The organism is Vibrio amylolyticus (assembly GCF_023145695.1).
In the GTDB taxonomy this organism is placed as follows: domain Bacteria; phylum Pseudomonadota; class Gammaproteobacteria; order Enterobacterales; family Vibrionaceae; genus Vibrio; species Vibrio amylolyticus.
In genome coordinates, this window is sequence record NZ_JAJHVV010000011.1 from 179,500 (window position 1) to 200,737 (window position 21,238).

Annotated in this window: 24 protein-coding genes and 1 pseudogene; 13 read left to right on the top strand and 12 right to left on the bottom strand. The window is 41.7% G+C overall.

Annotated features, from left to right (window positions below; translation table 11 throughout):
• The first annotated feature begins 47 nt into the window (after positions 1–47).
• The 6 genes from KP803_RS17360 (at position 48) to KP803_RS17385 (ending at position 5,699) form a co-directional block, all read left to right on the top strand.
• Complete coding sequence (locus KP803_RS17360; protein ID WP_248010126.1) at positions 48–1,076, top strand: amino acid ABC transporter substrate-binding protein; 1,029 nt, start codon at positions 48–50, stop codon at positions 1,074–1,076.
• A 165-nt stretch (positions 1,077–1,241) separates the two neighbouring features.
• Positions 1,242–2,438 carry an amino acid ABC transporter permease gene (locus tag KP803_RS17365; RefSeq protein ID WP_248010127.1) on the top strand — a complete coding sequence of 399 codons (1,197 nt, stop codon included), beginning with the start codon at positions 1,242–1,244 and terminating at the stop codon, positions 2,436–2,438.
• A gap of 1 nt (position 2,439) precedes the next feature.
• Positions 2,440–3,537: an amino acid ABC transporter permease gene (locus KP803_RS17370; protein ID WP_248010128.1), complete on the top strand. Its 1,098-nt coding sequence runs from the start codon at positions 2,440–2,442 to the stop codon at positions 3,535–3,537.
• A 21-nt stretch (positions 3,538–3,558) separates the two neighbouring features.
• The gene (locus KP803_RS17375; protein ID WP_248010129.1) at positions 3,559–4,317 is read left to right on the top strand and encodes an amino acid ABC transporter ATP-binding protein; all 759 of its coding nucleotides are present in this window, start codon (positions 3,559–3,561) and stop codon (positions 4,315–4,317) included.
• Between the two features lie 218 nt (positions 4,318–4,535).
• Complete coding sequence (locus tag KP803_RS17380; protein WP_248010130.1) at positions 4,536–5,198, top strand: Bax inhibitor-1/YccA family protein; 663 nt, start codon at positions 4,536–4,538, stop codon at positions 5,196–5,198.
• 171 nt (positions 5,199–5,369) lie between these two features.
• Entirely contained in the window at positions 5,370–5,699 is a 330-nt protein-coding gene (locus KP803_RS17385) for a TusE/DsrC/DsvC family sulfur relay protein (protein WP_248010131.1), read from the top strand.
• 34 nt (positions 5,700–5,733) lie between these two features.
• On the opposite strand, the gene yccX is transcribed toward KP803_RS17385, so the two are convergent.
• A complete protein-coding gene (gene yccX / locus KP803_RS17390; RefSeq protein ID WP_248010132.1) occupies positions 5,734–6,006 on the bottom strand; it encodes an acylphosphatase in 273 nt (90 codons plus the stop codon).
• 103 nt (positions 6,007–6,109) lie between these two features.
• Between yccX and KP803_RS17395 the strand changes: the two genes are divergently transcribed.
• Together KP803_RS17395 and KP803_RS17400 are read left to right on the top strand one after the other, a co-directional pair.
• Positions 6,110–7,513 carry a methyl-accepting chemotaxis protein gene (locus KP803_RS17395; RefSeq protein ID WP_248010133.1) on the top strand — a complete coding sequence of 468 codons (1,404 nt, stop codon included), beginning with the start codon at positions 6,110–6,112 and terminating at the stop codon, positions 7,511–7,513.
• Positions 7,514–7,759: 246 nt separating this feature from the next.
• The gene (locus tag KP803_RS17400; RefSeq protein WP_248010134.1) at positions 7,760–8,533 is read left to right on the top strand and encodes a siderophore-interacting protein; all 774 of its coding nucleotides are present in this window, start codon (positions 7,760–7,762) and stop codon (positions 8,531–8,533) included.
• A 76-nt stretch (positions 8,534–8,609) separates the two neighbouring features.
• Here KP803_RS17400 and KP803_RS17405 read toward each other — a convergent pair whose 3' ends face one another.
• The 4 genes from KP803_RS17405 to KP803_RS17420 all read right to left on the bottom strand — a co-directional run bounded on the left by KP803_RS17405 (position 8,610) and on the right by KP803_RS17420 (position 11,471).
• A complete protein-coding gene (locus KP803_RS17405; RefSeq protein WP_248010135.1) occupies positions 8,610–9,065 on the bottom strand; it encodes a GNAT family N-acetyltransferase in 456 nt (151 codons plus the stop codon).
• A gap of 44 nt (positions 9,066–9,109) precedes the next feature.
• Positions 9,110–9,415: a c-type cytochrome gene (locus KP803_RS17410; RefSeq protein WP_248010136.1), complete on the bottom strand. Its 306-nt coding sequence runs from the start codon at positions 9,413–9,415 to the stop codon at positions 9,110–9,112.
• 414 nt (positions 9,416–9,829) lie between these two features.
• Positions 9,830–10,087, bottom strand: a complete 258-nt coding sequence (locus KP803_RS17415) for an HP1242/YdcH family protein (RefSeq protein ID WP_248010137.1) — start codon at positions 10,085–10,087, stop codon at positions 9,830–9,832.
• Between the two features lie 91 nt (positions 10,088–10,178).
• Positions 10,179–11,471 (bottom strand): alpha/beta fold hydrolase, encoded by a 1,293-nt coding sequence (locus KP803_RS17420; protein WP_248010138.1) that lies wholly within the window; start codon positions 11,469–11,471, stop codon positions 10,179–10,181.
• 243 nt (positions 11,472–11,714) lie between these two features.
• Here KP803_RS17420 and KP803_RS17425 point away from each other — a divergent pair.
• Both KP803_RS17425 and KP803_RS17430 read left to right on the top strand, forming a co-directional pair.
• Positions 11,715–12,425 (top strand): annotated as a pseudogene (locus tag KP803_RS17425) (endonuclease); the annotation flags it as partial.
• 315 nt (positions 12,426–12,740) lie between these two features.
• Complete coding sequence (locus tag KP803_RS17430) at positions 12,741–13,517, top strand: hypothetical protein (RefSeq protein WP_248010139.1); 777 nt, start codon at positions 12,741–12,743, stop codon at positions 13,515–13,517.
• Positions 13,518–13,579: 62 nt separating this feature from the next.
• Here the strand turns inward: KP803_RS17430 and lpdA are convergent, their stop codons facing one another.
• Entirely contained in the window at positions 13,580–14,986 is a 1,407-nt protein-coding gene (gene lpdA / locus KP803_RS17435) for a dihydrolipoyl dehydrogenase (protein ID WP_248010140.1), read from the bottom strand.
• 449 nt (positions 14,987–15,435) lie between these two features.
• Between lpdA and KP803_RS17440 the strand changes: the two genes are divergently transcribed.
• From KP803_RS17440 to KP803_RS17450, 3 genes are all read left to right on the top strand, one after another.
• Positions 15,436–15,819, top strand: a complete 384-nt coding sequence (locus KP803_RS17440) for a GFA family protein (protein WP_248010141.1) — start codon at positions 15,436–15,438, stop codon at positions 15,817–15,819.
• Between the two features lie 67 nt (positions 15,820–15,886).
• Entirely contained in the window at positions 15,887–16,501 is a 615-nt protein-coding gene (locus KP803_RS17445) for a LysE family translocator (protein WP_248010142.1), read from the top strand.
• Positions 16,502–16,662: 161 nt separating this feature from the next.
• Positions 16,663–17,415 (top strand): SDR family oxidoreductase, encoded by a 753-nt coding sequence (locus KP803_RS17450; RefSeq protein ID WP_248010143.1) that lies wholly within the window; start codon positions 16,663–16,665, stop codon positions 17,413–17,415.
• A 165-nt stretch (positions 17,416–17,580) separates the two neighbouring features.
• Here KP803_RS17450 and KP803_RS17455 read toward each other — a convergent pair whose 3' ends face one another.
• The 6 genes from KP803_RS17455 to KP803_RS17480 all read right to left on the bottom strand — a co-directional run.
• Positions 17,581–17,958 carry a hypothetical protein gene (locus KP803_RS17455; protein WP_248010144.1) on the bottom strand — a complete coding sequence of 126 codons (378 nt, stop codon included), beginning with the start codon at positions 17,956–17,958 and terminating at the stop codon, positions 17,581–17,583.
• Between the two features lie 97 nt (positions 17,959–18,055).
• A complete protein-coding gene (locus KP803_RS17460; protein ID WP_248010145.1) occupies positions 18,056–18,481 on the bottom strand; it encodes a bifunctional diaminohydroxyphosphoribosylaminopyrimidine deaminase/5-amino-6-(5-phosphoribosylamino)uracil reductase RibD in 426 nt (141 codons plus the stop codon).
• A 137-nt stretch (positions 18,482–18,618) separates the two neighbouring features.
• Entirely contained in the window at positions 18,619–19,344 is a 726-nt protein-coding gene (locus KP803_RS17465; protein WP_248010146.1) for an alpha/beta fold hydrolase, read from the bottom strand.
• Positions 19,345–19,416: 72 nt separating this feature from the next.
• The gene (locus KP803_RS17470) at positions 19,417–19,881 is read right to left on the bottom strand and encodes an ASCH domain-containing protein (RefSeq protein WP_248010147.1); all 465 of its coding nucleotides are present in this window, start codon (positions 19,879–19,881) and stop codon (positions 19,417–19,419) included.
• A gap of 345 nt (positions 19,882–20,226) precedes the next feature.
• On the bottom strand, positions 20,227–20,715 hold the full coding sequence (locus tag KP803_RS17475; protein WP_248010148.1) for a tetratricopeptide repeat protein: 489 nt from the start codon (positions 20,713–20,715) through the stop codon (positions 20,227–20,229).
• A gap of 124 nt (positions 20,716–20,839) precedes the next feature.
• A partial coding sequence (locus KP803_RS17480; RefSeq protein ID WP_248010149.1) for a hypothetical protein occupies positions 20,840–21,238 on the bottom strand: 399 nt, incomplete at its 5' end.

Sequence of the window (21,238 nt, forward strand, 5' to 3'; positions counted from 1 at the left end):
TATCAGGTGTCACCTGGTTTAACATGGATCATACAGGAAGGATACAAATGACAAATAAACTAACACTTCTTGCTTCTGTAGTAGCGGCATCGACTGCCCTAATGTCGACCAATGTTTTAGCTGCAGATAGCACTCTTGATAAAGTTACTAAACAAGGTTTTTTAACTTGTGGTGTCAGTACTGGCCTACCAGGGTTTTCTAACCCAAATTCAAAAGGCGAGTGGGAAGGAATCGATGTTGAATATTGTCAAGGGCTTGCTGCTGCAGTTCTAGGCGATAAAACTAAAGTCAAGTATGTACCACTAACTGCTAAAGAGCGTTTCACCGCCTTACAATCTGGTGAAATCGACGTTCTATCGCGCAACACAACTTGGACTCTACACCGTGATACCGCGCTAGGTCTGAACTTTGTTGGCGTAAACTACTACGATGGTCAAGGCTTCATGGTTATGAAAGATCTTGGCATAACAAGTGCTAAAGAACTTGATGGCGCTTCTGTTTGTGTTCAATCAGGTACGACAACAGAACTTAACCTTGCCGACTATTTCCGTAACCAAGGAATGGCATACAAGCCAGTTGTATTTGATACAGCAGCTCAAACATCTAAAGGCTTCGATGCAGGCCGTTGTGATGTTCTAACAACTGACCAATCTGGTCTATACGCACTGCGTCTTAACCTAAAAGATCCTAGTGCAGCGGTTGTACTTCCAGAAATCATTTCTAAAGAGCCTCTAGGTCCAGTTGTTCGTCAAGATGATGACAAATGGTTCAACGTTGCTAAGTGGACTCTTAATGCAATGATTAACGCTGAAGAATACGGTATTTCTTCGAAAAATGCTGATGAAATGCTGAAATCTAACGATCCAAATATCAAGCGTATTCTAGGTGTTGATGGTCCTAAAGGTAAAGGTTTAGGAATCCGTGACGATTGGGGTTATCAAGTAATCAAGCAAGTTGGTAACTACGGTGAAAGCTTTGAACGTACAGTAGGTACGGGCTCTCCACTTCAAATCTCACGTGGTGTTAACGCACTTTGGAATGCTGGCGGCTTTATGTACGCTCCACCAATCCGATAATTACGTTAATGAAATGGGCGGTCTATACCGCCCATTTCTCTATTTTTTCTATGTAAATGTTTTTAAGTCTCTACTTCTTTCAAGAAGTGAGGTTTCAAAAAGCACACACGATTTTTAAAATAAGTAGTTATTTATAATAAAAATGGATTTTGAGGTTATTGTTGTATGAAACCCAATAAAAGTTCAGCACCAGCTCCTACGGGAAAGAGTGCTAGCCTGCTATACAATCCTACTTTTAGGTCTGTCGTCTTCCAGATAATCGCCGTTTTGGCTTTAATCTTTTTCTTTTACTCCATAGTCAACAATGCACTTACCAACCTTGACGCTCGAGGCATCGCCACCGGCTTTGGCTTTCTCGATCAAGAAGCTGGATTTGGTATTGGATTAACCCTTATTGAATATGATGAAACATATTCTTATGGTCGCACCTTTTTTATTGGCTTACTCAATACCGCATTGGTTTCTTTCCTCGGTATTATACTTGCCACTGTAGTTGGGTTTTCAATGGGTATCGCCCGTTTATCCTCTAACTGGCTTGTGAGCCGTTTAGCTGCAGTATACATAGAAATCTTCCGTAACATCCCTTTGCTTTTACAAATTTTCTTCTGGTATTTTGCTGTTTTACAAGCGTTACCCTCGCCAAGACAGAGTATGAGTCTCGGTGAAGCTATATTCCTTAACGTACGTGGTCTGTATTTCCCTGCCCCTGTTATGGAAGCCGGCAGCGGCATTGTCATTGCCTCTTTTGTTATTGGCATTATCGCAACAATTTTAATCAGTATCTGGGCCTCAAATAAGCAAAAACTAACAGGACAACAGACCCCAATGGGCCGAATTGTTCTATTACTTTGTGTTGTATTGCCTGTTGTTGTTTATTTCTTAATGGGTTCACCAATTAGCGCTCAATACCCTGAATTGAAAGGCTTTAACTTTAAAGGTGGTATCAGTATTATTCCTGAGTTAGCTGCTCTATTGCTTGCTCTTTCGATATATACTGCGGCCTTTATTGCCGAGATCGTAAGATCGGGAATCAACGCTGTGAGTCATGGCCAAACAGAAGCAGCCATGAGTCTTGGTCTACCTCGCTCTCGTACGCTAAAGTTGGTCGTTATTCCACAAGCATTACGTATTATCATCCCACCTCTGACTAGCCAATATTTGAACTTAACAAAAAACTCATCTTTGGCTATGGCAATTGGTTATCCAGATCTTGTCTCTGTATTTGCCGGTACAACCCTCAATCAGACTGGGCAAGCGATTGAAATCATTGCAATGACTATGGCGGTTTACTTAACATTAAGCCTATTAACATCAGCATTGATGAACATCTATAACCGTAAAGTGGCGTTGGTGGAGAGATAATATGAGCATACATCAGTTTCAACCAGATCTGCCGCCACCAGGTAATACCGTAGGTGTCGTAGGTTGGTTTAGAAAGAACCTTTTTAATAGCCCTGTAAACTCTGTTGTAACAGTAATTCTCGGCTATCTAGTCTTTTCTCTTATTGTAGGCGTCTTAGATTGGGCATTTATCAATGCAGATTGGATTGGAACCACTCGTGACGATTGTAGTCGTGAAGGGGCATGTTGGGTATTTATTAGCGTGCGTTGGGAACAGTTTATGTATGGCTTCTACCCTGAAGCTGAACTGTGGCGACCACGTCTATTTTATATAACACTGGCAATTTTCACTGCGCTATTGGCTTATGAAAAAACGCCAAAACGCATGTGGATTTGGCTATTTTTCGTCAATATCTACCCATTTATTATTGCTGGATTGCTATACGGTGGCGTATTTGGCTTAGAAGTGGTTTCTACTCATAAATGGGGCGGTCTATTAGTTACGCTAATTATTGCGCTTGTGGGTATCGTTGTTTCACTTCCTATTGGTGTAGCTTTAGCCTTAGGTCGTCGCTCTGAAATGCCAATTATCCGAAGTATCTGTACTGTATACATCGAGATTTGGCGTGGTGTTCCACTCATTACCGTTCTCTTTATGGCTTCGGTCATGCTGCCTCTGTTTTTATCTGAAGGTTCTGAGACAGATAAATTAATTAGGGCGTTAATAGGCGTAGTCATGTTTAGTGCTGCCTATATGGCGGAAGTGGTACGTGGTGGTTTACAAGCAATACCTAAAGGTCAATATGAAGCTGCAGATGCACTGGGATTAAGTTACTGGAAAAAAACTGGGCTTATCATTTTACCTCAAGCTTTGAAAATCACGATTCCATCAATTGTAAATACCTTCATCGGTCTATTTAAAGATACCAGTCTCGTTCTGATCATTGGTATGTTTGACGTACTAGGTATCGGGCAAGCTGCAAACACTGACCCTGAGTGGTTAGGTTTCTCAACAGAAAGTTATGTATTTGTCGCGTTAGTGTTCTGGGTGTTCTGTTTCAGCATGTCGAGATATTCGATATGGCTAGAAAGCAGATTAAACACTGGTCACAAACGATAATTAAAAGTTCAAGGACGTATTATGACGCAACAACAAGACACGAACCAACCAATGATTCAGATTAACGATATGAACAAATGGTATGGCGAATTTCACGTATTAAAGAACATTAACCTTACTGTAAAGAAAGGCGAAAAGATCGTTGTTTGTGGCCCTTCTGGCTCAGGTAAGTCAACGATGATTCGCTGTATTAACCGCCTAGAAGAACACCAAAAAGGCGATATATTTGTTTCAGGTAACGAGCTAACGGAAGATCTTAAAAATATCGAAGCCGTTCGTAAAGAAGTGGGAATGTGTTTCCAGCACTTTAACCTCTTCCCTCACCTAACCGTGCTTGAAAACTGTACGCTAGCGCCGATTTGGGTAAAGAAAATGCCTAAAGAAGAAGCGGAAGCGATTGCCATGAAATACTTAGAGCGTGTTAAAATCCCAGACCAAGCTGACAAGTTCCCAGGTCAGCTTTCAGGGGGTCAACAACAACGTGTAGCGATTGCTCGTTCATTATGTATGAATCCTCAAGTGATGCTGTTTGATGAACCTACGTCTGCCCTCGATCCAGAAATGGTTCGCGAGGTACTTGATGTAATGGTCGAACTTGCTGAAGAAGGTATGACGATGATTTGTGTTACGCACGAAATGGGCTTTGCTAAAGAGGTCGCTGACCGCGTGATATTCATGGATGCGGGTGAAATTATTGAAGAAAACAACCCTGTTGATTTCTTTGAGAATCCACAATCAGACAGAACACAAAACTTCTTAGCTCAAATTCTACACCACTAACGATAACCTGAGCTCTTTGAAGATTTGCAAACAATAGTGAAAAGAGGCGATAATGGTCGCCTCTTTTTTATTGGTTATATCGTGTTACATCTTTGTAGGTACATAACACGCCATTTCCATTATTATTTTAAATAACGTTAGTTACGTAATGGGTTGATTTTTTCTAAGAATAACCCCATAAATATACTTATAAAGATAAACTCTTCACGAGGAAGATTATGAACAGCCCTATGTTTACTCGCACTTCAACACAAGAGAGTGCTCTACAAACCAATAAAGTACTGCGTAATACTTACGCTCTGCTTTCTATGACTTTACTATGGTCTGCTATTGTAGCAGGCGTATCTATGGCGATGAATCTACCTCGCCCAGGCCTTATTATCATGTTGGTTGGCTTCTACGGTTTACTTTTCTTAACTGAAAAGAATCGCGACAACAGCATGGGTCTTGTTTTCACATTCCTATTTACTGGTTTCTTAGGCTACACAACGGGCCCAATCCTTAATATGTACCTCGGTGCTGGCATGGGTGACATTATTGTGACGGCTCTTGGCGGTACTGCACTAGCGTTCCTAGGCGCATCTGCTTACGCACTAACTACAAAACGCGACCTATCATTCCTAAACGGTATGTTGATGGCCGGCTTCGTGGTTCTATTAGTTGGAATGGTGGCAAACATCTTCCTTCAAATGCCAATGCTTCAGCTAGCGATGAGCTCTATGTTTATCCTGTTCTCGACTGGTGTGATTTTGTTAACAACACAAAACATCATTCGTGGCGGTGAGACAAACTACATCTCGGCTACTGTTAGCCTATACGTTTCTATTTACAATATCTTTATTAGCCTGCTAAGCATTCTTGGCATCACTAATAACGACTAAAATCATCTACTGCCCTATAGGCAAATCATGATGATTTCAAATCAAACCCAAGACATTGTTCTTGGGTTTTTTATTGCCTATTTATTTTTGCTACAGAAGGCTTGAGTTGAATGTACTAGCTAATGTACTCTACGCTCGTTTTCATGAAGCTCACCAGATTAAGTACACAAGATGTTTATATATAACGACACTGAAATTCAAACCGATGCACAAGGCTACCTACTTAACCACCAAGATTGGGAAGAAGGCATGATTGAAATCCTCGCTAAAGACGAGGCGATTGAACTTACGGATGCCCACCTTGAAGTCGTTCATTTTGTTCGAGAATTCTACCTAGAATTCAATACCTCACCCGCTGTTCGCATGTTAGTCAAAGCGATGGAAAAAGCACACGGCCCAGAGAAAGGTAATAGTAAATACCTATTTAAGCTCTTTAAAAAAGGCCCAGCTAAGCAAGCGACTAAACTTGCAGGGTTACCAAAGCCTGCTAAATGTTTATAGGATACTACGAGTGTTTAAAGTAGACCTTTAAACACTAAGTAATCTGAAAGTCAGTAAAGGAAAAGGAATCCGCCTCTTCCTTTTTTAATTTGCTTACATTAGCCAGCCTTGGCCCTTTCTCTAGCCAACACTCAAACGCTTCCATTTCCCGTTTATCACCACTTGCCAAAACTTCAACGTCTCCATTACTTAAGTTTTTCACATACCCAAGTAAGCCCAACTCATTAGCTTTCATTGTTGTGAAATACCTAAAACCCACTCCCTGAACCGTACCAGATACTGTGAACTTATAGCATTTTTGATACATTTTCTGTAACCTCGCGATTTTATAAGTGATATATTTAGCTTCGTCTATTTATGCCATCTATCAATAGTGGCAGTTTGGTTAGTTTTATTTGGATATAAACATTATGAAAGAAACAGCTTTTCGATGGATCGATAAATATCTGATTCACTTAAAAATTCAAGAGAAATTCTACTTACTTTTACTTCTACCACTTTTTGCTTTAGGCGTGCTGACCATTGTCTTAGATAACGCTTCCGACACGATGCTCGATCATCTATACCAAGATGAATTGGCGCTAATGAAGAACCTTATTGAGGCCGGTGATCTATCAAAAGAACAAGTCAGTGGTATTCTTGCCCAATCAGACAGCATTGCATTTGGCTCTGGTGAAGGCTCTATTTCGGTTTTAAACGGTGCCTACTCAATCACTGCTAACCATGATATCGATATCTGGCATTCTTTAAGTGCGTTGCAGATTGCGGTCATAGGAGTAACGCTCTTAATCATCACACTAGGTGTTTATTATATTATGACCTTTATTGGTGGTGCTATGTTTACCATGAATAAAGCGCTGTCTACCTTAGCCGATGGTGACCTCACTCAACGTATGAATTTTTTTCCAGTACGAGATGAGTTTAGCACTATCGCCATTACCATCGATAAAGTTGCCGAGCGAGAACAGCAGATGGTTATTTCGATTCAAGAATCTATCGCTTTGATGCAGCAAATCAGTTCAGATTTAAATCAATCAACTCAGCAAAGCTCATCCCTATCGAACATTCAACAAGAGCATTTAAACTCTTTAGCCAGTGCGACAGAAGAGATGGCGTCGACAATACGAGAAGTGGCTGGATTAGCGCATGACTCTAGTACTCAAACAGAAAATGCGAGAAGTGTCGCCCAACAAGGCCAAGGAAAGGTATCAAACACGCTAGGGTCTATTTCTAACCTGTCTAGCGAGATACGCTCAGCTTCTGAAGCAGTAGAAGAGCTCGATTCAAATGCCGCCCAGATCGATGATGTGGTCACGACGATTAACGGCATTTCAGAACAAACTAACCTACTCGCTTTAAATGCAGCTATTGAAGCGGCACGCGCCGGTGAACAAGGTAGAGGGTTTGCTGTGGTTGCTGATGAAGTCCGCGCTTTAGCAGGAAGAACTCAGCAAGCGACAGTTGAAATTCAATCTATGATCGAAGCACTACAACGTAATAGCCAATCACTGACTAAGTTGATGGACGTGACCGTTAAAAATGCGGATGAAGGCCAAAGCCTGATGTCGGAAGTAAATCTTGAAATCGGTGAGTTAGCAAACAAAAATCAATCGATATCCGATGCAAGCATACAGATAGCCACAGCGGCAGAACAACAAGGTGTAGTAGCAGATAGTATCGCTTCAAGTGTTGAAGAAATCCGTACTCAAGCAGATAGCGTATGCCAATTGATCAGTGCTACAGATGGAAACATTGAGCAGCTGCGACAACAGAGTAACAATATGGAAGGATTACTAACAGGGATCAAAGCATAACTTGCTCCATCATCACTAACTCCTTGAATCCATTAAGTAGACGAGCTATTTTTTTGGCTCGTCTTTTTGATTCAACGCCAACGCAAAATTCATTCGCCGCATTCTACCTAATACCAACTCTACCCTTAACTTGGTTAACGAATGCATTCTGTTTGTAACAATTGTAATTTTAATTAAAGAGACTATTCATTAACAACGAGTCTTGTTAAGCTAAATGCAAATGAGAATATTTAGCGAGACAATTCCATGAAGAAACCTTCACCTACTGCGTTAACCGTTGTCCAATCAGAGCAAATATCTCCCAATATGAGACGCATCACCCTTCACGACAATGCTCTCGCCCACCTTCCCGAAAATTGCGAAGGTAACTATATAAAGCTGTTGTTTAACTCCAGGGGGGGTACCGACCTTTCAACCATGTCCGAAGATGAAAGGCCTGTTATGCGCACTTATACGATTAGACGCTACTCTCCTGAGCTTAGAACAATTGAAGTGGATTTCGTCAATCACATTACCCAAGACCTTCAATGTGGCTTCGCTGCTCGTTGGGCGATGAATACGAAGGCTGGCGATACCATTAGTGTTGTTGGGCCAGGTACTATTCAAGACATCAGCACTGAAGTTGATTGGTTCTTTATGGTTGCTGATATGAGCGCGTTACCAGCACTTTCAGCAAAAATCAAAAAGCTACCAATAGGTGCTCGTGGTTATGCTGTCATCAAAATAATTGAGAAAGGCGATATCCAGCCCTTGAAGGTGCCTGATAATTTTCAAGTTATTTGGCTTACTGGAGACGAATCACTAGTTTCTAACGTAACGTCACTTCCTTGGCTAGAAGGCACCCCTTCAGTTTGGACAGCCTGCGAGTTTGACTCAATGCGTGTATTACGTGACTACTTCCGTAACGAAAAAGAGGTAAAACGAGAAAACATTTATATCAGTAGTTATTGGAAAAAAGGGGTTTCCGAAGATGGACACAAAATCTTCAAGAGAGAAGATGCAGATAAACACCCCGCCTAAAATGGAGTAATTTCCAATTTTATCTATGTTTCGGTGCTTACTACAGTGATAAGCACCGACGTTCGATTCGACTTTATCATAAATTCTTATTCATGAACTGGCTATGCGGATCCAGTTCATAAACAGAAAATGGACCACAGGATCGAAACCCAAATTTTTCATAGAGGTTACGTGCAGCTAAAAAGTAGTCATCCGATCCTGTTTCTAGGCTCATCCTTTGATAGCCTTCCTGCACTGACACATCAATAACATGCTGTAGCAACTGAGATGCAACACCTAACTGCCTAGCCTCGTTAGCTGTGCGCATAGACTTTAACTCAACATGTTTGGAGTCGAGTTGTTTTATCGCGACACATCCCATTAAACGTTCACCATTCCATGCGCTAAAGAAAGTGATCTCAGAAGACTTAAGCGCCTCAACATCGAGAGCATGAACACTCTCTGGGGGCGATGTCGCATACATATCCGCTAAATGCTCTTCAAGAAGACGTAACACACCACCATCTTCTAGGTTGTCTATTTTTATATCCATAAAGTTTGCACTTTCCTTGTGTCGTCAATCCTTCAAAGTTCGAATCAAAGTGATTTTACATAGTCGGCAATTTTGCCACTTTCTTCGTTATCCATATTCGGGAAGTTTGGCATTTTATCACCGGCTTCTTTTGGAGAAACCATTTTATCTATGATTTGCTCTTTGGTTAGACCCGTTGATCTATTCGCAGGGATACCCTTCAAGAAGCGGCCTTGCCCTGTCGATTGATGACAACTTGAACAATGATGCTCAAACAATTGTTGCCCGGTTACTAAATGAGGATGATCATGAATATCTCTATCACAACCGGAGATAAGAGCCGTAAACATAACCAAAGCAATCCGTCGCAATTCGTACCACCTTACAAGCTACCAAGCCAAATCAATGAGGCCGCTAAACAGCAAGCTGCATTTGTTCAGCACACAATAAATGATTTATACAGTAATATCTTATCGAAATAACTCGAGCAACACCTAGATAAGTAACACATTTTTAACATGTTTAACGTATTTCGAGAGCGATAAAACTATGGGACTAATAACAGATAAGGCGACCTCAGCGAAATGCTACAACGTAACTTATCGGAGCTAGAATCGAGTGAATTTTAACGGTATTGATGCCGAAGACTGAGGATGAAGGCCGCCTTGCGTAAGGATATCGACTCGTTCGTTTAGAATAAACCTCTCATTGAAGCACTCGTTTAATGAGAGATTTCAACTAATTCGCTGTCTAACGTTTATCGAAAAGCTTCCATTTATTCAGCGCTATTTAACAGATTGTGCATGATGCTTGGTTAGCTGAGAATGTAGCGTATCTTTTAACTCCATTCGCTGAACCTTCAAGTTATGCATGCTTTCATCGTCTATCGGGCTGCCCGATATTTCTAGTTGTCGAATATCGTAATCAAGTTCGTGATACTTCTGAAGTTTCGCTTTAAAGGTTAAATCATCATGATTTAATTGAACAATGTCTAACTTAAGCTCCGGGAAATCTAAAATAAAAGCATGGTTCTCATTTAGCATCAGTATCTCCTTTTTTGTGAATTGCTCCCAGTATAAGAACAATTCACGATAAGAAATGCGTTATAAAACACAAAGGGATAAATTCACCACATTACTTAGGCAGATTATCCAGTGTGTTCGCCATAGTGACTAAACGATCCAGTATTCGCTCACCATCGACTCCAATGCCATTATGCTCGTATTCGTTAGTTATCCACGCCTTTGACATTGGAATATTCGTCAAGGTTTCCCGTGTATAATCAAGCTCTACATACATATCATCGGCATAAACTGCACAAACAAGAGGTACACTGTTTTTACTCAAGGTCTCGGCACAGTATAAGTCGCCCCAATCTTGTTTATTTGCTAATAGATTGGCCGCTTCTCGTAGGGGCTTTAATGTCTCTAATTGCTCAAACATCCATGGATAGACCATTTCACCAGTAAAACAAAAAGCCTCCCCTGCCTTATAATTAAATTGTGGATATTGCTCTCTTACTCGATGAGCTGACCAACTTGATGCAAAGCCTTGGCAATAGATGGACTCATGAAGAATGGCGTAAATTGGGTTTGTTAAATACCCTTGTTCTTGCTGCATTTGGTTTAAGAAGCCATAGCTTAATTGCTTGCTGCCATTCACTTCAATAAACGCACTTTCTAACAGATAATAGAGAGGCAAGTTTGCCCCTCCGCGTCCAAGGTTAATGCCTATCAGCTGAAACTGTTCAACCGTAAATCGCTGACCATTCGGCAATGTCACTTCATTTCCGAGAAGGTAGCAGGCAATGTCACAGCATAATTCTTGCGCTTGAGGAAACTGTGCAAAAAATGCCGCATTCTTATCCATCACTCGCTTGTAGGTGGCTTCGTATACATCATCAGAATGACGCGAAATCGACGGTATGCCGCCAGTGACATAACAACGCAGCAAACTTTGGGGAAATAGCGATAGATAAGATAGGGTACAAAAACCACCGAAGCTTTGACCTAACGTCGCCCACTGCTGAATGCCAAATTGCTCACGAATAGCTTCAGCGTCTCGCACAATATTATCGGCTCTGAAATGAGAGAGATATTCAGCTTGCTGCTTGGGGCTTTGATGGGCCAAAGACTCCATATTAATCACAGAGCTATTTCCGGTTCCTCGCTGATCCAACAGTAACACTCGATACTCTTCAAGTGCACGCTTTAACCAACCCGATTCTCCGCTTGCTCTAGGAGAAGGAAAACCAGGGCCTCCTTGAAAGTACACAAGCCAAGGTAAGTCTTGTTTGTCTTTGTTTAGATCGACAAGCTCCCGTGCAAACACTTGTATTTGAGTGCCCTTCTGATCGTTATAGTTAAGTGGTACATCAAAATAGTGTTGACGATAGAGCGTTGTTCCATCAATAAAGTGTTTGTGCACAGACGGTTCCTTTTTTAACGTTAGTTCTGATCGAAGGTAGCCAATTCAGCCCTCCATTATTCAAAAAGATTAACATCAATCAGTGATAGATGCTGTCATATTGTCTTAGTTCAAATTTTAATTTCACTTTAAAAGGGTCGTTATTACTATTGATTCTAGGCATTTGCGTTCCTGACTTACATCTGTTCGTGCTATTCAATTCCTAACGCAATATACTCTTTTAATAATGTTTCTATCACTACGATGGCTAATATCTTTATGTTATCTCGCATTAATTTGATTTTCACTCACACTATTTTTGCTCTGCTTCTTTTATCAACTCATGCTTTCGCTTCGCCAAGCAGTTTTTCTCAAGCGAAAGTAATGGCAAAACAAAGTATCTATTTCGATAGAACAGAACAAGGCACTTTTTATTGCGGTTGCGCTTTTACCTTTACGGGAAGAAGTGGCGGAACTATCGATCTCGATTCCTGCGGTTATCAGGTAAGAAAAAATGAAACAAGAGCACAAAGACTAGAGTGGGAACATATCGTTCCAGCTTCAAACTTTGGTCGCGCTAGGCAATGTTGGCAAGATGGAGGAAGGCAAAACTGCACACGTAACGACCCTGTTTTTTCAGCCATGGAAGCCGACCTATTTAACCTAACGCCATCTGTTGGTGAGGTAAATGGCGATCGTTCAAACTATAACTTTGGGATGGTGCAAGAAAAGAGGCAGCATGGCCAATGTGATATTGCCGTCGATTTCAAGCGTCGCAGTGTCGAGCCGAGAGATGAGGTAAAAGGCTTTATTGCTCGAACTTATTTCTATATGCATGACCGCTACCAGTTCCCTATATCAAACCAGCAAGAGCGTCTGTTTATGGCTTGGGACAACCAATTCCCTGTTACCGCTTGGGAGCGAGAAAGAAACAAACGCATCGCTGTCATTATGGGGCATAACAACCCATTTGTTACTGGAGCAAAGCATTGGTCATTAGGTTTTAGTCCGAGCGACACAAACACCAGCACCATCAAGGACAGTCATGACCTGATGATCATTCACGGCAACAAACGAAGTAAGGTTTATCACCTACCAAGCGGATGCCCTAGTTATAACAGCATGAGTGACAAAAACAAGATTCTCTTTTCTTCCGAGAACGAAGCGCTCTCTCAAGGTTATCGCAAAGCCGGAAACTGCCGATAATACAACTTAAGCTTACGTTAAACTTGAAAGCTTAGAACCTCACTCTATGCTGTATATAAGGATTCCTACATATACAGGCATACGATGACATTTCCACGCGTCCTTAAACATGGAAAAATCGAACCCATTACAGAGAATATCTATTGGGTTCGAGGAAGCGTTAAGTTAAAAGCTCCTCACCCTAAGTTTGGTCCATTAACACTGCAATTCAGTCGTAATATGACCATCATCAAACAGGGTGACGAACTTATTCTTGTCAACTCTGTACGCCTTGATGAAGAAACGTTAGAGCAATTGGATAGCTTAGGCAAAGTTAAACACGTTGTAAGACTAGCGGCCTTTCACGGCATGGATGATCCCTTTTACAAAAACCGTTACGACGTCACAATATGGTCAGTCAATGCGCCCTATTTCTCTGGTGTCGACCCTAACCCGCCTGAAGCACACTATTTCGCACCAGATAAATTACTCTCGTCAAAGTCATTACCTCCCATCCCTGACCTTAAATATTTCGAGATAGGTTCCGGATCTCTCAATGAAGGGCTATTTTATTTGGAACGTGAAAACGGTATCGCGATTTCTGGTGATAGCTTACAAAACTGGCATCAAGCCGATGAAAATTTTAACCTGACCGCAAGATTTATGATGAAGAAAATGGGCTTCATTCGGCCTACGGGCATTGGCCCTGGCTGGGTTAACGCCGTTAAGCCCGATGTTTCAGAGTTATTCGATTTTTTTGATTGGGGGTTCGAGACTTTGATTCCCTCACATGGTGAACCAATCACATCAGCGGCTAGTGAAGCATTTCGAAGTTCGGTTGAAAAAATAATCGACAGCAAAAAAATAGAGAGTCGTCCATAGAGTCGGTCAAGTTTCATCTCGACCGACTATAACGGTTCACCCAATACACAATTAGGTTCGACCTAGCGACGCCTGCTAGGTAGCATATCAGTCATCGAGCCTTCAACTAACTCTGCAGCAAACGCAAAGGTCTCAGCTAAGGTTGGATGCGCATGAACAGTATGAGCAATGTCTTTTGCTCTACCACCCAGTTCTAGAATCGCAGAAGCCTCATGTATCAATTCACCTGCATTTTCTCCACAAATGCCCGCGCCGAGTAACGTACCCGACTCTTTATCGAATAACGCTTTAGTGACACCATTCGTCGCGCCAACACTTTGAGCGCGCCCACTAACAATCCAAGGAACTTTCCCCACTTCATAATCAACACCTTGAGCTTTCGCTTCTTTCTCGGTCAAGCCAACCCACGCCACTTCAGGACTGGTATACGCGACAGATGGAATGGCCGCAGGATGGAACGTCGAATCCATTCCCGCAATCACTTCAGATGCAACTTTGCCTTCATGGGTTGCTTTATGAGCGAGCATTGGCCCTTTTACGACATCGCCGATTGCATAGATGTGTGGCAATGACGTCTGCATCGCTTCATTGACTTCAATAAGACCCTGCTCATTAATTGCAACGCCAATGTTTTCCAAACCAATACCGGATGTATTTGGGCGTCGACCCACTGCGACTAACACCGCATCATAGGTTGCACTATCTGGTGATTTTTTTCCTTCAAACGAAACCACAATGCCATCTGGTTGTGCTTCCATATCCGTCACTTTAGTTTTAGTTAACAACTGATACGTTTTCTTAGTGGCTTTCACCAGAGGCTGAACGACATCTTTGTCGGCAGCAGGAATCACCTGCTCTAAGGCTTCAACAATTGTAATCTTCGAACCTAACGATGAATATACCTGAGCCATTTCTAGGCCAATAATTCCACCACCAACAATGAGTAAATTCCCTGGGATATTCGGTAAGGATAGGGCATCTGTTGAATCCCAAACACGAGGGTCTTCAGGAGCTATTGGCAACGTCACTGAGTGCGAACCTGTAGCGACGATAGCATGTTGAAACTCAATGCGTTGCTCTTCATCACCAACCACTGACAGGGTGTTTTCACCGATGAACTTACCCTCACCTTGCACTCGTATTACCTTCCTTGCGGAACATAGGTTCGAAATGCCTTTCGTAAGTTCTGAAATCGTTGACTCTTTATGAGAACGTAGTGCATCAATATCAATAGTGGGCTCAGTAAATGAAATCCCCATGCTAGCACCATGTTTACTATGCTCAATTAGCAACGCCGCATGAAGTAAGGTTTTAGACGGTATGCAACCTACATTGACGCAAACGCCGCCCAAGGTTTCGCGCTTTTCTACCAAGCAGACTGAGAAGCCAAGATCGGCAGCTCGAAACGCCGCTGTATAACCGCCAGGACCACCGCCAAGAACAACAACATCGACATTGATACAACTCATTACAAACCCCTTTCGCCATTCATTATAACCCACCAATAAAGCCATTATCAGCATTATTAGCCAACTAAGTACATATCTACCCTACAAGGTGCCTTTAATAAACCTTGGCGTTGGAATATTCGATGGTGGCTCACTATTTGAATTGTGCTGTTCAGCTATTTGGGCCACAGAACACAAGAAACTTAAAAAGAGAAAATCACCACGAACCAAATTTGAAGCTTGTCGCGTTAATTAATATGCCAGTCTAGACAAATTGCAGCCGCATTTGGCATGCTTCTTCATTCAGTAACACACCTACAGTAAAGGTTAACGTTGCTGTGATAATTCGTATTTTCGGCATTCCATTGCTCGTATCGAGTGGATTACTGGCTAGGTTTTCTCAATAACTTGAATGGGTAACGTATTTCATACAAGGTAGTGCAACTTAAAACAGAAGGATGGAGTTTAATATGGACATCAAAACTGTACATAAGGCTAAATGCCATTGCGGTACGGTAGTCTTAGAGTTAACAATGCCAAACGGACTTGAAGATCCGAGACGGTGTTCGTGCTCCATGTGCCGAAAACGCGGAGCAATCGCCGCTTCAATATTACTTGAAAACCTAAAAATCATTGAAGGTGAAGAGAATCTAACTCTGTATCAATTTAATACCATGACCGCTAAACACTACTTTTGTAAAACTTGCGGTATCTATACACATCACCAACGTCGTTCAAATCCACATCAATTTGCCATCAATGTCGCTTGCTTAGAAGGAATAAACCCTTATGACTTAGAGCCCGTAAAAATCTACGATGGCATTCATCACCCATCCGATACAATCAACTTATAGTAACGTTTGAATTCTTTCCATTTTGATTATTGACCCATTTAGCTAAACGTAAGTCTAAGGAGAGACTATGACGGTTACATCAGGGATTGCATTATTTATCGCTATGGCTTTGTCTGCAGCCATTCCAGGGCCCAGCGTTCTTGCCGTGGTTTCTCGCTCAATGTCGCTCGGCTGTGCTCAAGGGCTATTAGTCGTTATCGGGGTTTTAGCTGCGGACTATCTATTCATATTCCTTGCCATTTCGGGGTTAACGGCCGTGGCGAGTGTTATGGGAGAGTTCGCCACCATCATCAAGTATATCGGCATTATTTACCTTTTTTGGCTTGCTTACATGACTTGGACTTCTGACGTATCCAGCTCATTGGCAAATCAACCTAAGTCAAATAAGGCCTCTTCAAGTATTGCTATTGGCGCATTAATGACCCTTTCAAACCCTAAAGCCATCTTGTTTTACATGGGGTTCTTCCCTGCCTTTGTTGACTTAACTTCATTAACAATAATGGGCGTTGTCAGCATTATTACGATTTCAACCCTCTCGGTCGGCACGGTTTTGGTCTTTTATGCGTGCGCAGCCTCTCGGGCTAGCCTCGTATTTAAAGGAGCGAAAGCTAGAAAGCGATTAAATAAGCTCTCAAGTGGTTTTCTAGTTACCTGCGGTGCTGTATTAATCGCAAAAAACTAGCGTATTTGTGATGCTACCATGTTACTGGGCAGTTTTTTAATCACAGATAAAGCGAATAGCCGCAATGAGTTACCTTATACGGCGCAACTTTATGGCGGTAACCTTTCGAGTCTAGTAAGCTGCTATACCTACCTGAAAACTAACAATCATAAGGATGATACATGCACGAATCTAAAGTTGTTCTAGTCACCGGAGGGGGGCGCGGAATCGGTGCAGCCACCGCTTTACTCTATGCTTCAAAAGGTTATACCGTATGTATTAATTACAAGTCGAATTCCTTAGCAGCAGAGAGTGTCGCAAGACAAATACAATCGGCGGGTGGGAAATGCATCACCGTTCAAGCAGATGTATCTCGAGAAGAAGACGTCGCTCGCCTTTTTGCAACCATCGACAAAGAACTAGGCCGTTTGTCTGTACTTGTTAACAATGCGGGCATCCTTCGCCCTCAATCTCGACTCGTGGATATGTCCGCCGACAGAATCAATACGATTCTTACCAACAACGTGACCAGTTATTTTCTATGCTGTCGTGAAGCCATTAAACGTATGTCTACTCGCCTTGGGGGAAAAGGTGGTGCCATCGTTAACGTATCCTCTGGGGCTGCTCGATCAGGCTCTCCAAACGAATACATTGATTATGCTGCATCAAAAGGCGCAGTCGATACGCTCACTAAAGGGTTATCTCTTGAGGTTGCTGCAGAAGGAATAAGAGTGAATTGCGTACGCCCTGGGCTCATTTATACAGAGATGCACGCTGATGGTGGTGAGGCGAATAGAGTTGAACGACTCAAGAGCATTATTCCTCTTAAAAGAGGTGGCGAACCCCAAGAAGTCGCTGAAGCTATCTATTGGTTATCTTCTGAAAAAGCATCATTTTCTACAGGAAACTACTTGGATTTAGCTGGGGGGCTTTGATATTTATTATCGGCTCAACAGTAAGGCATTAATAAACGACTTACATAGAGCGAAAAACCAAAAAGTTCACTCTTAAGAGTGGAAGACACCATAGTTATGCCTTAGCCGTTCACCCTTCCACAAGTTGCTTAGTTATGAACGAAAGTGACTAGCGCGTTGGATTCTTTACAACAAACTATCGGTAAAACGTTCTCTTCCCTTCCAATACAAACAATGCGGACAGTGCTCACCTTCTGGGTAGTCGATCCCTTCCTCGTGAGGGCAGCCGATAATGTCATCTACCATGCTCACCGTTTGTGCATCATTTTCATTCATAAATACCAACACCTCTTTTAAAATGAGTTCAGATTTACGTATGTCAGTTGCACTAAACCATTTTCTCATCGGTTCAGGGCTTACATCCTCATAAGGAATTATCGCGCAAACAAGTTTTGTAGCCGTTTTATTATCAGCCCCGTAGAAAGCAATCGTTGCAACAGGAAAGCCTTTGTTCCCTTTGCGAGCTCTCTTATTCAGTGCTTTCCTATTATTTCCTTGAGCCATTGCCTACTCCTAACTTAATTTAACCACCTTAACCAAAATAGCAAACCAATAAAAAGTGCGAGCGTTTGCAATCAGATGAACAATTTGTCATATACCGTTATGCATGGCCTAAATATGGGACCAAAAATGGACTTACATTATCGCAGCATAAACCAATACTGACTTCTATGCCTGCTTGTTCTAAGGCTTTGATACCTTTGCCATTATTTCTAGGGTCAGGATCTAAAATTGAAACAACCACGCGCTTAATACCAGACTGAATTAGTTTAGTAGTACAGGCTGGTGTTCTTCCAGCGAAAGAGCATGGCTCCAAAGTGACATAAGCGGTAACACCTTTCATTAGCCCTGAATATGCGTTTATAGCTTGAACCTCAGCGTGATTCCCACCTATTGCTTGAGTGAAGCCTTCAGAGACAATAACGCCATTCTTTACCAGTACACAGCCAACAGGTGGGTTAGGAGTGCAATTGGGCAAAGCCTTTTTAGAGAGTTCTAATGCTCGTAGCATGTATTTATCTGACAATATGTCACTCCCTTTCTTTGATATACCAACGCCTCGTTAAATAGTGAGCAACGCAACGACCTAACTTAACTTAACTTAACTTAACTTAACTTAACTTAACTTAACTTAACTTAACTTAACTATTGCACCTTAAAACACTAAAGCCAAATGGAACCCACTATCTTTAAAAGCCATTCTGGGTTGTCTAGCGCGATATCATGACCGTCTATTTCATTTACGACGACTGGAATACCCCACGAATTAGCCATAGCTTTAGTTGCTTCAAAATTAACTAGCCTGTCATTTAAAGAAGTCACAAAGTGTAAATCGCATTTGGGACGTGAGATGACAAACCTACTCGCTGCGATTAACTGCCGCCAAAAGTTTGAATGACTCATTGGATAATTCTGACTGTAGTTTGCCCACTCATTGACAGTCCCCCTGTTAAAGGCCTGGTTAGATACCATTTGATAAATGATGGTCTCTCGATTAAACGGCGATGAAAAAAGAGCCCTTACGATCCTAAAATAATTTCGCGGTAATAATCTTTCGTAAAAAGGACTAAAACCCTTAGCGCTCGTATTTACGCAAATGACAGACTCAATCTCTTCTGGGTAAAGCTCAGCCCATTTGAGGCCTATCATCCCCCCCATGGAAACAGCCAAAATATGTGTTTTACCTTTGCTCTTACGCTGTAGCCTAACGCTCTCAACCATCCCTGAAATGGTCTTGGGAGATACTTCAGAAGACAAATAACCATTGCCAGGGATATCAATGCAACGAACCACGGAGTCAGAAAAAAAACGTTGCAAACGCTCAGGGAAGTCTGCCCAGTGGTAGCTTCCTCGAAATAATCCCCTTAATAGTATTATTTCAGCGGCCATAGCCGAAACCTCCTAAAGACAAATTTACAACGCCGTGTGTAAAGAATTGTGTTAATGCGATTATTAAACAGCCTATTGATAAACGACATGAAATCGTTCCAATACAAGAACCATGTCCTCGCTGGGCTTAATGTTTAACTCTTCACATTCAGCAGCAAAGAAACGCCAATGAGCTTCACGCCACCATTTTAATGAACAGTCACCCTCGCCTTCTGCATGAGCGAACTCAGCCGTAACTTCGTTATATTTACACGTTTCAACTGATTCTATTTCAATGATACAAATTGGTTTTCCATTCCAATCAACAACCACTTGTAAATGGCCAACAGTTGGCATGGGTTCTTCACCAGATTCATACCAAATATTTAAACTACAAGTTGCTGTCTTTTGACCAATTCGGATTAATTCTGCACATAAATTAGCGTTTTTCTCATCAGCACAGAAATAGTCTGAACTAAAGGATTGATACTTTTTACGCTCAGTTTCAGACAGTGAACTGAGATACCTATTCAAGTAGATTTGAGACTGTTCTTCCATGAAACCCTCTTAACTATTTTCGCAATGCGGGATTAAGGTGTGTGAGCGACGCTCCCACAAAACTTAACGAATGATATGGACTCCCTCTACCCAAACTGTAGCGTGCCATAGTTAACTATGAATACGCTTAGAAACTGGAGGTTACTATGTCCACTATTCAAACCATTGGCGTTGATGATGATCTTCACCCGATAAAATGGACATCATGCTGTGACCTTAAATTCAGTTGTATATTGTTGCGTCTTTTTACCTGATATATAAGCTGGCATAACCACCTCCAATGTCAATTTAAGGTGTCCACTAGATCGGGTCAACTACAGAATCTGCTTGAATTGCTTGTTATGCCTACGAACATGTCTTGTATTTGGAACGCAGACATTTACGAGCGTCTTTTTGAAGGTTTAGCATTTCTTGGGAGGTTAATTTAGTACTTAACACTGACAACATCCGTGCTCCTACAGAAGGACCATCATTTAGTTTGGACATGTACCCCCAAAAATATGCTTTAGAAAAATTTTGAGGAACACCCTTACCATCTTTATAAAGCGCTCCCAAATGTAACTGAGCTATAGCTACACCCTGATGAGCAGATAACTCATAGTATTTATGAGCTGTAACATAGTTCTCTTTATTCCAATCATTGATTCTGCCAATTTGAAATTGAGATAAGGCATTACCTTCCTCGGCAGCCTGATGAAACAATGCTAATGCTTGCTCTTCATCTGACATTATTATTTCGATTGCTTGCTGATACAACTGTTCTGTAGAAGGTTTAGCTTCAGCCAAAGACAAACTACAAAAGTAAAACAATACGATATAAGCATATTTCTTCATTTTTCATTCAACCTCGACCAAGTCCGAATTAGTTGGCATAACGCTTAGCTAAGCTGCACGAACCTTGGCATATACTTTTGCGAAGCAAAAATGCCAAGCGTGTAGTGTCCGCTTAAGCGCCTTGTTATGTACTTGGCTGATACTCAAATTTCGTTAATTTCCAACGATCCTTTCCTGACCAACTAATTTCGTTAAATGATGTAGTCAGAACATCATTTTCCAACAGCTCCATCATGAATGAACTTGGAGAAACAGCAACTTTGAAATCATACGAAAACGCAAAGCCTTGTTTATTTAGCTTCAACATTAGCTTTAAAACCAGTTCTTTTTCCTCTTCTGGAGAATTAGCTGAGATAGGTATTTCACTCTTATATCCTAAAGCCTTTAACTGTTCTAAATTTCCGCCTAATTTTAACGAGGATATAGATATATATCTAACATAAGGAGGAGCAACTTCTCCCACCTCACCCATAGTTACGTCATATGGTGGTTGCTTTATCATGTTACCTCCTTGTACATAACG

Bases quoted from the DNA above. Each gene is read 5' to 3' on its own strand.
- KP803_RS17360 (WP_248010126.1), top strand. From the start codon at position 48: ATGACAAATAAACTAACACTTCTTGCTTCTGTAGTAGCGGCATCGACT.
- KP803_RS17365 (WP_248010127.1), top strand. From the start codon at position 1,242: ATGAAACCCAATAAAAGTTCAGCACCAGCTCCTACGGGAAAGAGTGCT.
- KP803_RS17370 (WP_248010128.1), top strand. From the start codon at position 2,440: ATGAGCATACATCAGTTTCAACCAGATCTGCCGCCACCAGGTAATACC.
- KP803_RS17375 (WP_248010129.1), top strand. From the start codon at position 3,559: ATGACGCAACAACAAGACACGAACCAACCAATGATTCAGATTAACGAT.
- KP803_RS17380 (WP_248010130.1), top strand. From the start codon at position 4,536: ATGAACAGCCCTATGTTTACTCGCACTTCAACACAAGAGAGTGCTCTA.
- KP803_RS17385 (WP_248010131.1), top strand. From the start codon at position 5,370: ATGTTTATATATAACGACACTGAAATTCAAACCGATGCACAAGGCTAC.
- yccX (WP_248010132.1), bottom strand. From the start codon at position 6,006: ATGTATCAAAAATGCTATAAGTTCACAGTATCTGGTACGGTTCAGGGA.
- KP803_RS17395 (WP_248010133.1), top strand. From the start codon at position 6,110: ATGAAAGAAACAGCTTTTCGATGGATCGATAAATATCTGATTCACTTA.
- KP803_RS17400 (WP_248010134.1), top strand. From the start codon at position 7,760: ATGAAGAAACCTTCACCTACTGCGTTAACCGTTGTCCAATCAGAGCAA.
- KP803_RS17405 (WP_248010135.1), bottom strand. From the start codon at position 9,065: ATGGATATAAAAATAGACAACCTAGAAGATGGTGGTGTGTTACGTCTT.
- KP803_RS17415 (WP_248010137.1), bottom strand. From the start codon at position 10,087: ATGCTAAATGAGAACCATGCTTTTATTTTAGATTTCCCGGAGCTTAAG.
- KP803_RS17430 (WP_248010139.1), top strand. From the start codon at position 12,741: ATGACATTTCCACGCGTCCTTAAACATGGAAAAATCGAACCCATTACA.
- lpdA (WP_248010140.1), bottom strand. From the start codon at position 14,986: ATGAGTTGTATCAATGTCGATGTTGTTGTTCTTGGCGGTGGTCCTGGC.
- KP803_RS17440 (WP_248010141.1), top strand. From the start codon at position 15,436: ATGGACATCAAAACTGTACATAAGGCTAAATGCCATTGCGGTACGGTA.
- KP803_RS17445 (WP_248010142.1), top strand. From the start codon at position 15,887: ATGACGGTTACATCAGGGATTGCATTATTTATCGCTATGGCTTTGTCT.
- KP803_RS17450 (WP_248010143.1), top strand. From the start codon at position 16,663: ATGCACGAATCTAAAGTTGTTCTAGTCACCGGAGGGGGGCGCGGAATC.
- KP803_RS17455 (WP_248010144.1), bottom strand. From the start codon at position 17,958: ATGGCTCAAGGAAATAATAGGAAAGCACTGAATAAGAGAGCTCGCAAA.
- KP803_RS17465 (WP_248010146.1), bottom strand. From the start codon at position 19,344: ATGGCCGCTGAAATAATACTATTAAGGGGATTATTTCGAGGAAGCTAC.
- KP803_RS17470 (WP_248010147.1), bottom strand. From the start codon at position 19,881: ATGGAAGAACAGTCTCAAATCTACTTGAATAGGTATCTCAGTTCACTG.
- KP803_RS17475 (WP_248010148.1), bottom strand. From the start codon at position 20,715: ATGAAGAAATATGCTTATATCGTATTGTTTTACTTTTGTAGTTTGTCT.